This is a genomic window from Gemella sp. 27098_8_149, assembly GCF_041433745.1.
Lineage (GTDB): Bacteria > Bacillota > Bacilli > Staphylococcales > Gemellaceae > Gemella.
This window is the reverse complement of the sequence record NZ_JAPWCB010000006.1, coordinates 44,016-61,844: the sequence shown is the minus strand read 5'-3', so window position 1 is coordinate 61,844 and position 17,829 is coordinate 44,016. Positions and strand designations below refer to the sequence as shown.

Here is a 17,829-nt window from a genome sequence, read left to right as displayed (position 1 = left end):
TTTATTTTCTCTATTAAAAAAGCTACGAAAAATTAATTCCGTAGCTTAATTTTTTATTAGAATTTAGATAGTAATTCTACTAATGCTTCTTTTGGTTGGTATCCAGTTTTTTCTTCTAGTACTTCACCATTTTTCATGATTAATAGTGTAGGAATTGACATAATTCCAAATTCACCAGCAGCTTCTTGGTTTTCATCTACATTGACTTTGTAGAATTCAATGTTAGTAAATTCGCTAGCAACTTCTTCTAATACTGGTGCTAACATTTTACATGGTCCACACCATGGTGCCCAAAAGTCAAATACTTTTACACTATCAGTTTTTGATAATTCAAAAAATTCTTTATCTGTGATTTCTCTCATTGTTTCTGTCTCCTTTAATACTTATGAATTTATTTTATAATATGATAGCCAATTATTCAAATTATTTGTTTTAGCTATTAGTTTTACATCATTGGCATTTGTGGTTGCATTGGTTCATCTTTAGAAACATCTGCAACTACTGCTTCAGTTGATAAGAATAAACTTGATACACTCGCAGCATTTTGTAATGCCGAACGCGTAACTTTCGTTGGATCAACTATTCCAGCTTTTATCATATCAACCCACTCTTCAGTAGCTGCATTGAATCCATACCCTACTTCAACCTCTTTAAGTTTAGCTACGATAACACTACTTTCTAATCCAGCATTTTCAGCTATTTGACGAACTGGTGCTTCTAGAGCTTTTTTAATAATATTAATCCCCGTTTGTTCATCACCTGTTGCTTCTAATTTTTCAACTTCAGAAATTACTTGAACCAGCGCTGTTCCTCCACCAGGAACAATACCTTCTTCCACAGCAGCTCTAGTTGAATTTAAAGCATCCTCTATTCTAAGTTTTCTTTCTTTTAATTCAGTCTCTGTTGCTGCTCCGACTTTAATTACAGCTACTCCACCTGATAACTTAGCCAATCTTTCTTGTAATTTCTCACGGTCGAATTCAGAACTTGATTCTGCATATAATGCTTTAATTTGTTGTGTTCTGCTATCAATCTTTTCTCTATCACCTTTACCACCAACAATAACAGTATTGTCTTTAGTAACATTTACTTTAGCAGCTTTTCCAAGCATTGTTATGTTAGCATCTTTTAATTCTAAACCTAAATCATCAGTAATTAATGTTCCACCAGTTAATATAGCAATATCTTCTAAAATAGCTTTTCTTCTTTCTCCAAATCCTGGTGCTTTTACAGCTACAACATTAAATGTACCACGAAGTTTATTAACAACAAGTGTCGCAACAGCTTCTTGTTCAACATCATCAGCTATAATTAATAAAGGCTTAGCTGCTGCAACTACTTCTTCTAATACTGGTAAGATTTCTTGGACAGCACTGATTTTTTTATCAGTAACAAGAACATATGGATTATCTAAATCAGCAATCATTTTTTCTGTATCACTTACCATATATGGTGATAAATATCCTCTATCAAATTGCATCCCTTCTACTACTTCTAAAGTTGTATCAAGCGCTTGTGATTCTTCAATAGTTATTACACCATCATTTCCGACTTTATCCATAGCTTCTGAAATGAATTTTCCAATCTCTTCATCAGCTGCAGAAATAGCACCTACTTGAGCTATTTTATCTTTAGAATCTACTGTTACGCTAATTTCACGAAGGCGTTCAACTGCTACTTTTACCGCTCTTTCCATACCTTTTCTTATACCGATTGGATTAGCACCACTTGTAACATTTTTTAATCCTTCAGTTATCATAGCTTGCGCAAGAATAGTTGCAGTTGTAGTTCCATCACCTGCGATTTCGTTTGTTTTATTAGCAACTTCAGCTACTAACTTTGCTCCCATGTTTTCATATGGATCTTCTAATTCTATTTCTTTAGCAATTGATACTCCATCATTTGTAATTAGTGGAGAACCAAATTTTCTATCTAAAACTACGTTTCTTCCTTTTGGTCCTAATGTAATTTTAACAGCATTTGCCAATTTATCCACACCAACTTTCATTGATTGGCGAGCATCTTCTGAAAATTTTAATTCTTTAACCATGTTTCCTCCTAATCTTCAATAACAGCTAGAACTTCTTCTTCATTTACTAAATAGTATTCTTCATTTTTAAAATTCACCTTTTTATAATTATCTGAAAATACTACTTTACTTCCTGCAGTCAGTTCTCCATCATTATCTTTTGATAATAAACAACTTTCTCCTAAAGCAACTACAATCGCAATATTTGAAGTTTCTTCTTTTGAAGCTAAAACTATTCCACTAGTTGTTGCTTTTTCTTCCTCTACTTTTTTTAATAATACATTATCAAATAATGGTTTGATCATATTAATAACCTCTTAAAAATTTTTTCTTTATCTACTGAAATATATAATAAAACAAAAGTCAAAAAAAGTCAAATCAAAATAATTATTTGCTCATAAATTAAACGATCAATAGTATTCAACATGTTAAATATATGACATAAATCTATATAGTTAAATGTATAATAATACAAAAATAAAGCGATAACAAAGCCATGTTTATAGTTTTTATGATGCATATTATTTTTATATTATAGCAATATATGTTATAATTCTATTTGTATAATCATATAATATTAATTATACGGAGAGAATTCAAAAATTAAAATTTTTATTAGGAGGAAAACAAATGAAATATGTAGTTGTTGGAACATCTCACTTCGGTTACGAAGCTGTTCAAACTATTTTAAAAAACGAGCCTAATGCTGAAATTCACTTATATGAAAGAGGCGCTGGGGCTTCATTCATGGGTTGAGGTAGCCAATCTTATTTAGATGGGACATCTAAAGCGTTATCTGAACTACACTTTGCAACAGAGGAGTCTTACCGTTCTCAAGGTATTAACATCCACTGTAACAGCGATGTTGTAGGATTAAATTCAAAAGAAAAATATGTTGTTGTTAAAACACCAGCTGGTGAAGAAAAACAATCTTACGATAAATTATTATTAAGTCCTGGTGGAGCGGCAATTAAACCTCCATTCGAAGGAATTGAATTAGAAAACATCCACACTTTCCGTGGACCAGAAGATACTCAAGCTGTATACGATTGTATGCAAAACAGTAAAAAAGCAGTAGTTGTTGGTGGTGGATACATCGGGCTTGAAGTAGCAGAATCTTATGCAAAACACGGTATCGACGTAACTGTTGTTGACTTTGCGCCAAGAATCTTAAATACTTACCTAGACCAAGAACTTACTGATATCCTTACTGAAGAAGGTGCTAAACATAATCTTAAAGTTCGTGGTGGAGAAAAAGTTCTTTCATTCAAAGGTGAAAACGGAAAAGTTACAGCTGTAGTAACAGACAAAGGTGAATACGAAGCAGATACTGTTATTGTTTCTGTTGGTGTTCGTCCAGATGCTTCATGGTTAAATGGAGAATTAGAAATGACAGAACGTGGTTTTGTTGTTACTAACGAATACTTAGAAACATCTGCTAAAGATGTATATGCTGGAGGAGACTCTACTCTACTTCCATACGCTCCAACTCGCGGAGAATTACCAATAGCTCTTGCTACTCTAGCTCGCCGTCAAGGTGTAGTTGCTGCATTAAACGCTATGGGTACTAAAACTAAAATGCCTGCAGTAAACGGTACTTCAGCATTATCATTCTTTGATTACAAATTCGTAAGTACTGGATTATCTCAAAACGGTGTAGGTCTATATGATGGTAAAGTAGCTTCTAAATATGTAGAAGAAAGAATTTACCCAGATTTCATGAGAAAAGAAAACAATCTAGTTCACATGAAAATCTACTTCGACGAAGATACTCACAGAGTTCTAGGAGCTCAATTTATGTCTAAACATGACGTATCTAGCGCTATCGCAGCTTTATCTATAGCTATCGCATCAGAGTGGACATTAGAACAATTAGCACTTGCTGATATATTCTTCCAACCAGAATTCGACCGTCCATGGCACTTCATTAACGTACTAGCTATGGCAGCCCTAGACTACAAACTAGGTGGAGCAGATAAATTACTATTCTAGTAAAATGATAAAAAGTTCGCAGAAATTTTTCTGCGAACTTTTTTATTCTGAAATCACTTGATCTAAATTCGATACTATTCTCGCTCTTCCCTGTACTTTAAAGTTTACGATATTATCAAAAATATTTAGAATTATTACTTCTCCCTTATTTAATATTTCAAGGGCTTCTTCATTATTCGTCTTTTTTGTAATTACTTTTACATTATCGACTTCAGCTCTAATAATAATATAGCTACTTTCTTTCATAATCTACTCCTGTTAATACTATAACTTAATTTTATATTGAATGTCCTTAACTAATTCTGTATCTTCTAAGAAAATACCAGTTTTCTTACTTGTCACTGTTTTAGAACCAATTTTCTTAATTCCACGCATAGCCATACACATGTGTTCAGCTTCTATAATTACATATACACCTTTTGGTTGTAATTGTTCTTCAATTGCATTCACTAACATAAGTGTCATATCTTCTTGAATTTGAAGTCTACGGCTAGCACTTTCAACTAGTCGAGCTAATTTACTAAGTCCTGTAATTTTCTTATTATTTGGTACATATGCTATATGACAAACACCATAAAAAGGTAACATATGGTGTTCACATAGTGAATAGAACTGAATATCCTTCACTAAAATAGGTTCATCATTATCTGACTCAAAAAATGTATTGATTTCCTCTTTCGGATCTACATTTGTTTTAGATAATAACTCTTCATACATTTTTACACATCTTTTTGGTGTATCAAGTAATCCAGCTCTTGAAGTATCTTCTCCAATGTTTTCTAATAATGTTTTTATAAGTTCTTGTGATTGTTCTTTATTTTTCAAAACTATCCTCCATTCTTTATAAAAAAAAGAGCTACTAAGTAGTAACTCCTCTTTTTTGAATTAAATTGTTATTATTTAACTGCGTCTTTAAGAGCTTTACCAGCTTTGAAAGCAGGAACTTTGCTTGCAGCGATTTCAATAACTTCGTTAGTTTGAGGGTTGCGTCCTTTACGAGCAGCTCTTTCTCTTACTTCAAAGTTACCAAATCCGATAATTTGGATTTTTTCACCTTTAGCTAAAGTTTCTTCAACTGTTTCTACGAATGCTTCGATAGCTGCAGTTGCTTGTTTTTTTTGTAGTCCTGATTTCTCAGCAACTTTTGAAATTAATTCTGATTTGTTCATTAATTCTTTACCTCCATTATTGAGTAACGGTTCTCCCGTTTCACTTATTAAATATTACCATATAAATCGCTAATAATCAAGGTTTTATTACCGAATTTTAGCGTTTTTTAGGCATTTTTGCAATATTTTTAACAATTCATTTGATTTTTTCTATTTATACAATAATGTATAGACCTATTTTACTCAAATTTGTTTAATTCTTCTGCTGCCATTTTATTCATAAGGTTATTAACACAGTCTTTTATGCTTAATCCTTCATAAAGAACCTTATAAATATTTTCAGTTATCGGCATATAAACATCGTATTCTTTTGATAAGAAATAACAAACTTTTGTAGTTCGTACTCCTTCAGCTACCATGTCTAATTTTTCAATTGCTTCTTCTAATGAATATCCTTGTCCTATTAAATAACCACAATTATAGTTTCTTGAGTGCTTAGATGTACATGTTACTACTAAGTCACCTATTCCTCCTAGGCCTAAGAACGTCATTTCATCAGCCCCTAGTTTTTTTCCTAATCGTGTTATTTCAATTAACCCACGTGTTAATAGAGCCGCTTTCGCATTATCACCATAGGCCATTCCATCAATCATTCCACATCCAAGAGCGATAATATTTTTAAGTGCACCACCAACTTCAACACCGATTATGTCTTTATTAACATATATTCTAAAATATTTATTGTGGAATATCTCTTGAGCTATTTTGTTTAATTCATCATTTTTAGATGCAATAGCAACAACTGTAGGATTTCTTAAAATTAATTCTTCTGCATGAGAAGGACCACTTAATACGCCTACTCCTTTTAGTTTATCACTATCAATTTCATCAGATATAACTTCTGACATTCTCTTATTAGTTTCCATCTCTAAACCTTTAGAAACATGGATAATAAACTTAGGACGTTCTAAATATTCGTTAATATCCTTTGCTACTTCCCTCATCACTTTTGTAGGAACTGCTATAACAATTACATCTGCAAATTCGACTGCTTCTTTTAAACTACTAGTAGCAACGACTTCTTTTGGTAAAATAGCATTTTTTAAATACCTACTATTTGTATGATTTTCATTTATTTCATCTCTTGATTTTTCACTTCTTGAATATAAGCGTAATTCATGTCCATTATCTACAACTGCTTGAGATAAAGCAGTTCCCCAACTTCCTGAACCTATCACAGATATTTTCATTGTTCTGTCCTCACTATAATTTATTGTTACCTTAATTATATCAAATTTTCTAAAAATATACATTAATTTTACTTATAAGTATCCTTTTATCTTAACCAAAAATCCAACTAGTATAATACCTACTATACTATTCTTTTCTCGAAAATTATGTTATAATTTAATCAGAATAAATAAAGGAGGTAATTTTATGAATTGGTTTGAAATTACTTTAATCGATGGAAATCGTGGATTAATTAACTTAAACAATATCGTTGATATCTGGAAAGAACTAGACGCAGAATATGCAACTATTAGTCAAGTAAACGGTGACGAACTAGAAGTACCAGCTTCTGAATACGATAGATTAAAACGTGCATTAGATATGAAAGGATACGTATTAGGAGGATTCTAATATGGCTAGATTTTTAAAAATATTTCTTACTTTATTATCAATTACCGCAATTGGTATAGGACTATACTATTACTTCAATAACTCTTCTTCATCTACAAATGATGATCAAGTGGATGATAAAACTAATATAGAAAATATAGTGAAAAGCGATTCATCTTCTCAAGAAAAAATTGAAGGAACTGTTGTAGCTAAACGTTCTACAGAAAATAATTAATTTTGTGAAAGGATAATAATATGAAAAAGAATACTATAAAAAAACTAACAAGCTTATTTCTTACTTCGACACTTATTCTTTCTACATTAAGTGGATCAAGTATAAATATAGTAGAAGCAAAAGGTTCTTCAGCAAGACCAAGTTCATCAAGATCAAGTTCTAAGCCTAGTTCTTCTAAACCATCTAGTAGTAAGTCAAGTTCTAAACCTACTAGTTCAACTGCTAGCAGTAAACCTACTACAGGAACTACAAAAAACTTCACAAAGAACTCGGGTGGCTCATACAATAAAGACTATAATAGCTACAATAATCAAGGATATAAAAGACAATATACAGATTATATAAACAATAACTATAGAAATAGTGGTTTCTTCTCAGGTAGCACAATAACTAATGCTCTTTTATGGTATACTCTATTTAATTCTGCAACTTCACACAATCATGTCCAAGCTAGTGATAAACAAAAAGAATTAGTGGAAAACGTAAAAGATTCAAAAGTTCCAGTTTATATGCTTGAAATTAAAACTAAAGATGGTGAAACAAAACACGTTACCGTTACAAAAGAACAATATGAAAAAGTTAAAGAAGGAGATAACATCTCTTTAGATAACGGAAACTTAGAAATTAAAAACCAATAATAGCTAATCTTGTCCAAGAGTATTCCATTACTCTTGGACATTTTTTACCAAACTATGATAAAAAACTTTCGAAATAGTTACCTACTTCGAAAGTTTCTTTATTTCTATTCTTCTGAATATTTAGCTTTACGAGCTGCTTTTTCACGTGCTGCTTTATCTAATTCTTTTTTACGTAGACGAATTGACTCTGGAGTTACCTCTAGGTATTCATCATCACTTAGGTACTCAAGACTTTCTTCTAAAGTCATGATACGAGCTTTTTTAAGTGTTACTGTTTGGTCCTTAGTTGAAGAACGTACGTTTGTTTGAGCTTTAGCTTTTGTGATGTTAACTGTTAAGTCATTTTCACGGCTGTTTTCTCCAACAATCATACCACCATATACATCAGTACCAGGTTCAATAAACACTGTACCACGATCTTCTAAACTTGAGATAGAGTATGCTGTAGCTTGACCATTTTCTAGAGCTACTAATACACCATTACGACGTCCACCAACACGCCCTTTTTGCATTGGTTGGTAAGAATCGAATGTGTGGTTAATAATACCATATCCTTTAGTCATAGACATGAATTCTGTAGAGTATCCAATAAGTCCACGAGCAGGAACGTTAAAGATAAGACGAGTTTGTCCATTTCCATCAGCTTGCATGTCTACCATATCACCTTTACGTTGACCTAATGATTCAATAACAGCACCAACACTTTCATCTGGTACGTCAACTTGAACACGTTCAACTGGTTCACAATCAACACCATCGATATTACGGATAATTACTTCTGGTTTAGATACTTGAAGCTCGTAACCTTCACGACGTAAGTTTTCGATAAGAATAGATAAGTGAAGTTCTCCACGTCCACTTACTACCCAAGAATCACTTGTATTAGGTTCTACACGTAATGAAACGTCTGTTTCTAATTGTTGCATTAATCTATCTTCTAATTTACGAGCTGTAACAAATTTACCTTCTTTACCAGCAAATGGTGAGTTATTAACTAAGAACGTCATTTGTAGCGTTGGTTCATCAATGTGAAGAATTGGTAATGCTTCTTGGTGATCAGTTGGACAAACTGTTTCTCCAACGTTGATATCATCCATACCACTTACTGCAACGATATCACCTGCATGAGCTTCTTGAATTTCTTCACGTTTTAATCCAAAGTAGCCGAAAATTTTAGTTACACGGAAGTTTTTAACTGTTCCATCAAGCTTCATAAGAGATACTGATTCTCCTACTTTCATACTTCCACGGAATACACGTCCGATACCAATACGACCAACATAGTCATTGTAGTCTAATAATGCTACTTGGAATTGTAGAGGTTCGTCTCTATTGTCTTTTGGTGCTGGAACATAATCGATTACCGTTTCATATAAACATTGCATGTTTTCTTCTTGAGCATTTGGATCACTTTCTAAAGAAGCTGTTCCATTGATAGCTGATGCATAAACTACTGGGAATTCAAGTTGCTCATCGTTTGCACCTAATTCGATAAATAGATCAATAACTTCGTCTACTACTTCCTCTGGACGAGCTGATGGTTTATCAATTTTGTTTACAACAACAATTGGTTTTAAGTTTTGTTCTAAAGCTTTTTTAAGAACGAAACGAGTTTGAGGCATTGTTCCTTCGTAAGCATCTACTACTAAAAGAACACCATCTACCATTTTCATGATACGCTCTACTTCACCACCGAAGTCTGCGTGTCCTGGTGTATCAAGAATGTTAATTCTTTTTCCTTTATAATCAATAGCTGTATTTTTTGCTAGGATTGTAATACCACGTTCTCTTTCTAAATCGTTAGAGTCCATAGCTCTTTCTTCTACGTGCTCGTTTGAGCGGAAAATTCCTGATTGTTTTAATAGCTCATCAACTAATGTAGTTTTACCGTGGTCAACGTGGGCTATAATTGCTATATTTCTAACATCATCTCTTAATTGTACTGACATTTTTATCTCCTTGTTCTTACTTTATAAAATATATATAATCTTAAATTTATATAGTATTTAATCTAACTTATCAATAATACCACTATTTTTCTTGATTGTAAACAAATATACTAACGAAATTACTTTAATTTAAGATATTTTTTTTCGTTAGCACTTTCACTAATAAAAAAGAAGATCAAGTATAACTCGATCTTCCTTAATACTATTCTTTTATTATGGGTGTACTGGAATCATCCATCCAAGTACTCTAGTTGATTGAAGTGCAACGATAGCACACACAATTATTAACAGGATGAAACTGTGTTTAACTGTAAATTTAAGTAAGTCTGACTCTCTACCTACTAGACCAACCGCTGCAGCTGCTACTGCGATAGATTGTGGAGAAATCATTTTACCTACTACTCCTCCTGATGCGTTAGCTGCTACCGCTAATAATGGATCCATTCCTACTTGGCTAGCTGTAACTTGTTGTAATTTAGCAAATAGTAAGTTAGCTGATGTATCAGAACCAGTAATGAACACTCCAATCCATCCAAGAGCTGGTGATAGGAATTTAAATGCTCCACCTGTTGCTGCTAGCGCGTATCCTAGAGTATTAGACATACCTGATGCATTCATAATGTATGCAAATCCTACTACGAAACAGATTGTTAACAATGCAATTTTAACTTCATTAAATGTTTGAATAAAAGTTGCACCTGCATCTTTCCAACTAATTTTAATAATAAACTTAGAGATTAACGCTGCTACTAAAATTGCTGTCCCGATTGATCCTACTAGGTCAAGTTTGAATACTGCTGCAATTTCTTTTCCTGATACAGAACTAATAATATTATTGTGGATAAATGGTACCTTCGGATTTAAAGCAAGTGTTTTGAAGAATGCTTTAGAAGATTTCATTGTCCAGATGAAAATGATAAGTGTTAATACAACAAATGGTGACCATGCAACTAGTACTTCTTTTAAACTGTGTTTTGCATGTACTGTATTTTCATCGACTTCTTTTTCATCAGCAAATCTCCAAGTAGTTTTTGGTTTCCAGAATTGAAGTAAAATAACCATTGATACTAATGATACTAATGATGAAAGAATGTCAGGTAATTGTTCTCCCATATAGTTAGAACTTATGAATTGTGCTACCGCAAATGATCCACCTGATACTAATAATGCAGGCCATACTTCCAATGTTTTCTTAAATCCAGCCATGATTAATACTAAGTAGAATGGAATAAAGATAGACACTAGAGGTAATTGACGTCCGATCATTGCTGCGATTTCAGCAGCTGCGATTGGTGATCCGTTAGCATAAGTTGCTAATCCGTCCATCGCTGTAACCGGTGCTCCTACAGCTCCGAATGCTACCGGCGCAGTATTAGCTATCATACAAACACCTGCTGCATAAAGTGGTCTAAATCCTAAACCTACTAATAATGAAGCTGTGATTGCTACTGGTGCTCCAAAACCTGCTGCTCCTTCTAAGAAAGCCCCGAATGAGAAAGCAATGATTAATGCTTGAAGACGACGGTCATCTGTTAATGACGTGATACTGTCTCGAATGATACCGAAGTGACCTGTTTTAACAGTCATTTTGTATAAGAACACTGATGTTAAAATAATCCAACCGATAGGCATTGCACCATAAACCATTCCTTGGAATGTTGAGAATGCTGCGAAGTGGAACGGCATTTTAAAGAATATACATGCAATTATGATCGCTAGTATTAAAGTTAGTAAACCTGTTAACCATCCTTTAACTTTTAATCCTGCAAGTGTTACTAAATAAAACACAATAGGAATTAATGCAACAAGTGCAGAAATATATAAATTATCAGCCACAGGCTGTAATAACTGAGTGAATTTTTCCATGAATACACTTCTCCTTTGTATAAATATATTTTGTTAGGTTTGTGAAAATCTATTATTATAAATAACAAAGTTATATATTAACTAAAAATCAAATATTGTAATAATTCATCTTTAATTTATCTTAGAATAAAACCTTCTATTTCCCAAATGAGATATATAACAGTTTTTTATCTGTTCTATTATTTGGTACTTATACCACATATTTGATAGTATTTATTTAATGATTTTCTTAATTACATTTAATATTGTAGCACGCTTTCATTTAAATGTAAAGCGTTTTTTTAGTTATTTTTACAACATTTTTAAAAAATCCTTATTTATCAATGGAAAAACTATACTTTTTTTTGAAAATTTTTCTTAACTTTTTTTATAACAGTTCTATAAATCATTTTATGTACTTTGTTTTTTTCAAAACTCAATTTATGTTACTACTATTTTTGTACACTATATATAAAAAAAACATATCGTAGTTAATATTAATACGATATGTCTTTCTTGTTTCTGATGTAATAATATGTAGTTTTTTAATATCTCTGCTTATCTTTTAAAACACGATTAATTTCTTTATTCGCTTCTTTTTGCTTCAATACATGGCGTTTATCATAGTTTTTCTTACCTTTAGCAACACCGATTAATAGCTTTGCATAGCCATTTTTAATATAGAGCTTCAACGGAACTATACTCATCCCTATTTCATTTTGTACATTAGTTAATGAAGCAATTTGTTTTTTCTTTAATAATAATTTTCTTACTCTTAATGGTTCATGATTAAATCTATTTCCCTCTTCAAAATGAGAAATATGCATATTATAAACAAATATTTCTCCTCGCCTTGTTTGACAGTATGAATCTTTTAAATTGATTCTCCCTCTTCTAATGGATTTAATTTCTGTACCAGTTAAAACTAATCCTGCTTCATAAGTTTCTTCTATAAAATAATCATGATTGGCTTTTTTATTTTGGGCAATAACTTTTATTTCTTTATCCATAATCTAATCCTCTATTTTTTACTAATTAATGATTTGTGTTTCAATATTTTAAAGTCTATTTCTTGATTTTCTAAGTCAACATTTGCTACTTTAACAATTACTTCATCACCAAGTCTATAAACTTTTTTCTTTCTACGACCAATCAATAACATATTTTTCTGATCATATGTATAATAATCATCATTCATTGCCTTAATGTGCACTAATCCCTCAATATTACTTCGTTCAAGAGTAATAAATACACCAAAGTTCGTAACACTTGAGACAATACCTCTGAATGTTTGTTCTTGATATTTTAACATATACTCACATTTTTTCATTCTATCGACTTCACGTTCACAATCAACCGCTCGTTTTTCATACTCTGAAGAACTCTCAGCTAAATCCGGTAATCTAGTAATGAAATTATCTATAGTTTGATCAGATACATCACCATTAAATAAATATGTTCTAATCATTCTATGCACCAATAAATCCGGATAACGTCTAATTGGAGATGTAAAATGCGTATAATACTTCGTAGCAAGTGCAAAGTGACCTATATTATTTATTGAATATCTAGCTTGATTCATAGTTCTAAGAAGAATTGTTGAAAGCATAGTTTCTACAACCTCTCCTTTAAATTTTCTAAGCATGTTTGCTAACATATAAGGTTCAATCTCTTCAATTTTACCTTTTGTTCTATAGCCAAGACTTGCAGCAATATCAAAGAACTGTCTAAGTTTTTCCATTTTAGGCTCTTCGTGAATACGATATATAAACGGAACTTGCATCCAGTAAAAATGCTCTCCAATTACCTCATTAGCACTTAGCATAAAATCCTCAATTAGTCTTTCTGAAATACCTCTTTCACGAAGGACAATATCTAAAACTTCCCCATTTTCATCAACCACTACTTTTGACTCTGGTTTATCAAAATCAATAGCACCTCGCGTTTCTCTATTAGCACGAATTTTTTTTGACAATTCTAATGCTGTCTTCAGCATAGGTACGTATTCTTTATATTCTTCTATCGTTTCTTTATTTTCAGCATAGACTTCATTAACTTTTTTATAAGTCAAACGTCCTTTGGATTTTATTACAGCTGGATATATATCATAGCTTTCAGGATATCCTTTAGTATTAAAATCGATATCACAACAGATTGTATATCGTAATACATGAGGATTTAATGAGCAGATATTATTAGATAATTTTCTAGGTAACATCGGAACCACCCTATCAGCTAAATAAACACTACATCCTCTATTAGCTGCCTCTTTATCTAATGGACTATCTTCAGTTACATACCTACTAACATCAGCTATAAATACTTTTAATCTATAACCTTTTTTAGTTTTAACAACTGAAATGGCGTCATCTAAATCTTTAGCATCATCACCATCAATAGTAACCACCATTTCATTAGTGCAATCTCTATACTTATCTTCAAGTTTTATTTCATCACTTATTTTCTCAGTTTGCTCAAGTACTTCTTGAGGGAATTCATTTGGAATATTATGTTTATAAATCACTGAAAGAATATCTACACCTGGATCATCTTTATGCCCAATTGATTTTATAATAATTCCCTTATGATCTTCAAAGCTAACCTTTGAATAATCTGTTATTTCAACTAGTACCTTACTACCGTCAACTAAATTAAAGTTTTTAGCATTCGTTATCTTTATATATTTTACAATATTTTTATCATCACTTTTAACAAAAGAGAAAAACTTAGCATTAGTCAGCGTTCCAACTGTATACTTAGTATTTCTTTCCAATACTTTTTGGACTATCCCTTCTAGATTACGATCATCCTTATAAACACTATCTACCTTTACTAAAACAATATCACCTGTCATTGCACTTTGTGTGAATCCTTTAGGAATATATACTTCTATTCCTAAGTCTTGTGAATACACAAAAGCAAAACCTTTTTGATGCAATCTAATAACTCCCTCAATTTCTAATGCTTCTTTAACATAAAGAAACTTCTCGTTGGGTAATTGAGTAACGACTAATTTTCTCTCTAACTTTCCAACATTTTTTACTAATTCAACAAACTCTTTTGCTGATTCAATGTTTAACTTTTCTTTTAAATCTTCTATACTTAAAACTTTTTCTTCTTTAAATATTTTTTCAATTTTTTCTAACATATAATCCTCCTTAATTTAGATTATACAACATATAATTATTTCTATAAAAATAAACCTAAAATGAAATTACATTTTAGGTTTATTATCTTTAGTCTATAATTTTAACCAAGTAAGACACACTAGTGATATAAAAAATATTAGTCCTAGTACTACTGTAATTCTTTGTAAAACTAATTCAGCACCTCTTACTTTTTGTTTTCCAAACAGTTCTTCTGCTCCACCAGTTAATCCAGATAGACCTCCAGATTTACTTTCTTGTAATAAAACTACTACAATTAGCAGAATACTGCTCACTATTGCCATTGTCATTAAAAAAGTGTGCATACTCTCCTCCTAAAATAATCATTCGTTAATACAATACAACTTATATTAACACATTTTTTCAAAAAAAGCAAATTTATTAAACAATCTTAGTGAAGATAATTCTTCCTGAAGATGTTTGTAAGACACTTTGAACTTCTACTTCAACAGTTTTACCAACTGAACGCTTACCATTTTCAACGACAATCATTGTCCCATCTTCAGTATAAGCAACACCTTGATTATTTTCTTTACCTTCTCTTAATACTTGAACTTTCAATCTTTCCCCTGTTGTTAACATCGGTTTGACAGCGTTACTTAAATCATTTACATTAAGCACTTTGATAGCTTGTAAAGTCGCAAGTTTATTAAGGTTATAATCAGTTGTAATAATAGCACATTTATATTTTAGGGCATAGTCTATTAATAAGTTATCCACACCCTTATGCTCATTATATTTATACTTATTATCAATTTCAAGATCAATTTCTCTCATTTTTTGAAGATGTTCAACACAATCTAGTCCTAGTCGTCCTTTGGCGCGTTTTAATGGATCTTCAGAATCTGAAATCAGCTGTAATTCTTTTAAAACAAATTCTGGAACAATAATTTTCCCTTCTAAGAATCCAGTTTTAGCCACATCTTGAATACGTGAATCGATTAATGCACTCGTATCTACAACTTTAGTTAGCACTTTCTTCGTATTAACTTTAGGTTCTTTTTCCTTAGGTTTATTACCAAATTTGAATGCAGTAAAGATATTTAAAAATTCTCCTCCACGACGATATCCCAATACTAAACCTAAATAACCAAATACAATATAGATTACAGCCGAGATGATTCTTCCCATTATTCCGGCACCAGCAATAACATCCACTCCAGATGAAAGTAAGCTAGCTAATAATAATCCTAGAATTAATCCAATTGTTGTAAAAACAATTTTCTGTATTGGCGTATTCGATAGACGATCTTCGATTCTTTTTAACATTGCTACGAATCTATCTGAAAATAATAAAGACATTAATACAAAAAATACCGTAGTTCCAATGGTAACAATAATTCTTAGCATCGTCTCGCTCATTGATGTAAATATATTATAATAAATCAATGCGCTAGTTGAAAGTGTTCCGACAGTAATTCCTAGAAAAAAGGAAACTATAATTAAAACTTTTTTCAACATAAAAATCACTCCTTTATAATATTCAATTTTATATATAAAATTATTAATAATAATTTAAAAATATTTTATATTAATATAAAGAGATATAAAACATCTCTTCTATCTATTCTACTACATTCTACTTAAAATTAACATAACTAAATCAAAAAAATTAAAAGTTTTTTTAAAATATTTTTATAAATTTTAATACTAAAAGATGAATAAGGGAGTGACTCAAAAATCGTGATTTCAAAGAAATCGATTTTGTCGAGTCACCCCCGCATAGTTTATTAGATATCTAAAAAGCTTTTATAAAGCGAATTTAGATATCAATAAGCCACTGCGTCTATGAATTTTCATATAAACCTTGTTAAAATTTAGGACTTTTGGGCCAGCCACTCTATTCATCTCTTATCTTTATTAGAATACATTGCTAAATGCTATATCAAGACATTCGCGAATATCTTTCACTGGTATTATTTCAATCCCCTCAGGAAAATCAGCATTTTTCATGTTTCCAACTGGAACTATTACTCGCTTAAATCCGTGTTTTTTAGCTTCATTTATCCTCTGTTCAATTCTGCTAACTCTTCTAACTTCTCCAGTTAAGCCAACCTCTCCAATGAAACAATCATTCATATTTACAGCAATATCTTTAAAACTAGAAGCTACTGCCATAACTACTCCTAAATCTACTGCTGGATCATCAATCTTAACTCCACCAGATACTTTTACATAAACATCTTGTTGTTGTAATAAATAACCAGCTTTTTTCTCTAATACAGCCATTAATAATATTAACTTATTGTATTCTAATCCAGTCGAAATTCTTCGCGGATTATTAAATGCTGTCGATGTAGTTAATGATTGTATTTCTACAAGAAGTGGTCTACTACCTTCCATAGTACTAATAATAGTAGCTCCTGCAAGGTTTTTACTTCTTTCTTCTAAAAACATTTGAGACGGGTTAGCTAAATCTTCTAATCCACTATGTTTCATCTCAAAAATACCAATTTCATTAGTAGACCCAAAACGGTTTTTAACCGCTCTAAGTATTCGATAACTATGTTGACCTTCACCTTCAAAATAAAGTACCGTGTCAACCATATGCTCTAACATACGTGGCCCTGCAATAGTTCCTTCTTTAGTAACATGTCCAACTATAAAGATAGCTATATTTAAACTCTTAGCAATTTTCATAAGTTGTTGAGTACATTCTCTTACTTGAGTTATACTACCTGGTGAATTCTCTAAATTAGGATTGTAAATTGTTTGAATAGAGTCAATAACTAAAAACTGTGGTTTAATTTTCTTAACAACTTGATAAATTAAGTTTAAGTCTGTTTGTGCATAAACAAAAAGTTCATCAGTATTATTTTTCAATCTGTCAGCTCTTATTTTAACTTGTCTTACTGACTCTTCTCCAGTTACATATAGAACATCATGTTCTTTTGCTAAATATGCTGATATTTGAAGAAGTAAAGTGGATTTACCAATACCCGGATCTCCACCTAAAAGTACCAAAGATCCACCTACAACTCCACCACCTAGAACCCTATTTAATTCACTGCTATCAGTAAGAGTTCGAGGTACGTCCTGTGTAGAAACTGATTTTAATTTCCCAGCTTCTACACGTTCTGTATCGTTTGTCTTTACCTCAAATTCTGTATGTTTTGTAGCTTTTTTAGCTTCAACGACTTCTTCCATTGATGCCCACTTTTTACAATTCGGACATCTTCCCATATATTTTAAACTCTGGTAACCACAGGCATTACATTCATACTTAACATTTACCTTTGCCATAA

The 17,829-nt window shown here is 31.6% G+C and carries 18 protein-coding genes; 4 read left to right on the top strand and 14 right to left on the bottom strand.

Features of this window, described 5'->3' with window-relative positions:
* Positions 1 to 56: 56 nt before the first annotated feature.
* From trxA to O3801_RS04275, 3 genes are all read right to left on the bottom strand, one after another.
* A complete protein-coding gene (gene trxA / locus O3801_RS04285; RefSeq protein ID WP_371454176.1) occupies positions 57 to 362 on the bottom strand; it encodes a thioredoxin in 306 nt (101 codons plus the stop codon).
* An 83-nt stretch (positions 363 to 445) separates the two neighbouring features.
* Positions 446 to 2,050: a chaperonin GroEL gene (gene groL, locus O3801_RS04280; RefSeq protein ID WP_371454175.1), complete on the bottom strand. Its 1,605-nt coding sequence runs from the start codon at positions 2,048 to 2,050 to the stop codon at positions 446 to 448.
* Positions 2,051 to 2,058: 8 nt separating this feature from the next.
* Positions 2,059 to 2,334, bottom strand: coding sequence for a co-chaperone GroES (locus tag O3801_RS04275; protein WP_314397292.1), 276 nt, complete (start codon positions 2,332 to 2,334; stop codon positions 2,059 to 2,061).
* Between the two features lie 325 nt (positions 2,335 to 2,659).
* Here O3801_RS04275 and O3801_RS04270 point away from each other — a divergent pair, with 325 nt between their 5' ends.
* Complete coding sequence (locus O3801_RS04270; protein ID WP_371454174.1) at positions 2,660 to 4,021, top strand: NAD(P)/FAD-dependent oxidoreductase; 1,362 nt, start codon at positions 2,660 to 2,662, stop codon at positions 4,019 to 4,021.
* Between the two features lie 42 nt (positions 4,022 to 4,063).
* On the opposite strand, the gene mtrB is transcribed toward O3801_RS04270, so the two are convergent.
* The 4 genes from mtrB to O3801_RS04250 all read right to left on the bottom strand — a co-directional run bounded on the left by mtrB (position 4,064) and on the right by O3801_RS04250 (position 6,380).
* Complete coding sequence (gene mtrB, locus O3801_RS04265; RefSeq protein ID WP_003146887.1) at positions 4,064 to 4,267, bottom strand: trp RNA-binding attenuation protein MtrB; 204 nt, start codon at positions 4,265 to 4,267, stop codon at positions 4,064 to 4,066.
* Positions 4,268 to 4,285: 18 nt separating this feature from the next.
* Positions 4,286 to 4,846: a GTP cyclohydrolase I FolE gene (gene folE, locus O3801_RS04260; RefSeq protein ID WP_060914163.1), complete on the bottom strand. Its 561-nt coding sequence runs from the start codon at positions 4,844 to 4,846 to the stop codon at positions 4,286 to 4,288.
* A gap of 71 nt (positions 4,847 to 4,917) precedes the next feature.
* On the bottom strand, positions 4,918 to 5,190 hold the full coding sequence (locus tag O3801_RS04255) for an HU family DNA-binding protein (RefSeq protein WP_003144688.1): 273 nt from the start codon (positions 5,188 to 5,190) through the stop codon (positions 4,918 to 4,920).
* 179 nt (positions 5,191 to 5,369) lie between these two features.
* On the bottom strand, positions 5,370 to 6,380 hold the full coding sequence (locus O3801_RS04250; RefSeq protein ID WP_371454173.1) for an NAD(P)H-dependent glycerol-3-phosphate dehydrogenase: 1,011 nt from the start codon (positions 6,378 to 6,380) through the stop codon (positions 5,370 to 5,372).
* A 187-nt stretch (positions 6,381 to 6,567) separates the two neighbouring features.
* Here O3801_RS04250 and O3801_RS04245 point away from each other — a divergent pair, with 187 nt between their 5' ends.
* The 3 genes from O3801_RS04245 to O3801_RS04235 are packed head-to-tail and all read left to right on the top strand — an operon-like array spanning position 6,568 to position 7,623.
* A complete protein-coding gene (locus O3801_RS04245) occupies positions 6,568 to 6,771 on the top strand; it encodes a hypothetical protein (protein ID WP_371454172.1) in 204 nt (67 codons plus the stop codon).
* A 1-nt stretch (position 6,772) separates the two neighbouring features.
* On the top strand, positions 6,773 to 6,985 hold the full coding sequence (locus O3801_RS04240; RefSeq protein ID WP_371454171.1) for a hypothetical protein: 213 nt from the start codon (positions 6,773 to 6,775) through the stop codon (positions 6,983 to 6,985).
* A 20-nt stretch (positions 6,986 to 7,005) separates the two neighbouring features.
* Entirely contained in the window at positions 7,006 to 7,623 is a 618-nt protein-coding gene (locus tag O3801_RS04235; protein WP_371454170.1) for a DUF7489 domain-containing protein, read from the top strand.
* A gap of 104 nt (positions 7,624 to 7,727) precedes the next feature.
* Here O3801_RS04235 and typA read toward each other — a convergent pair whose 3' ends face one another.
* From typA to radA, 7 genes are all read right to left on the bottom strand, one after another.
* Positions 7,728 to 9,572 carry a translational GTPase TypA gene (typA, locus tag O3801_RS04230; protein ID WP_371454169.1) on the bottom strand — a complete coding sequence of 615 codons (1,845 nt, stop codon included), beginning with the start codon at positions 9,570 to 9,572 and terminating at the stop codon, positions 7,728 to 7,730.
* A gap of 213 nt (positions 9,573 to 9,785) precedes the next feature.
* Positions 9,786 to 11,438, bottom strand: coding sequence for an L-lactate permease (locus O3801_RS04225; protein WP_294681470.1), 1,653 nt, complete (start codon positions 11,436 to 11,438; stop codon positions 9,786 to 9,788).
* A 524-nt stretch (positions 11,439 to 11,962) separates the two neighbouring features.
* Positions 11,963 to 12,427 carry an SsrA-binding protein SmpB gene (gene smpB / locus O3801_RS04220; RefSeq protein ID WP_294681472.1) on the bottom strand — a complete coding sequence of 155 codons (465 nt, stop codon included), beginning with the start codon at positions 12,425 to 12,427 and terminating at the stop codon, positions 11,963 to 11,965.
* A gap of 11 nt (positions 12,428 to 12,438) precedes the next feature.
* Positions 12,439 to 14,565, bottom strand: coding sequence for a ribonuclease R (rnr, locus tag O3801_RS04215; protein ID WP_371454168.1), 2,127 nt, complete (start codon positions 14,563 to 14,565; stop codon positions 12,439 to 12,441).
* Positions 14,566 to 14,658: 93 nt separating this feature from the next.
* Positions 14,659 to 14,889: a preprotein translocase subunit SecG gene (secG, locus tag O3801_RS04210; RefSeq protein ID WP_003144724.1), complete on the bottom strand. Its 231-nt coding sequence runs from the start codon at positions 14,887 to 14,889 to the stop codon at positions 14,659 to 14,661.
* Between the two features lie 76 nt (positions 14,890 to 14,965).
* Positions 14,966 to 16,045, bottom strand: coding sequence for a PIN/TRAM domain-containing protein (locus tag O3801_RS04205; protein ID WP_371454167.1), 1,080 nt, complete (start codon positions 16,043 to 16,045; stop codon positions 14,966 to 14,968).
* A 399-nt stretch (positions 16,046 to 16,444) separates the two neighbouring features.
* Complete coding sequence (radA, locus tag O3801_RS04200; protein WP_371454166.1) at positions 16,445 to 17,827, bottom strand: DNA repair protein RadA; 1,383 nt, start codon at positions 17,825 to 17,827, stop codon at positions 16,445 to 16,447.
* Positions 17,828 to 17,829 lie beyond the last annotated feature (2 nt).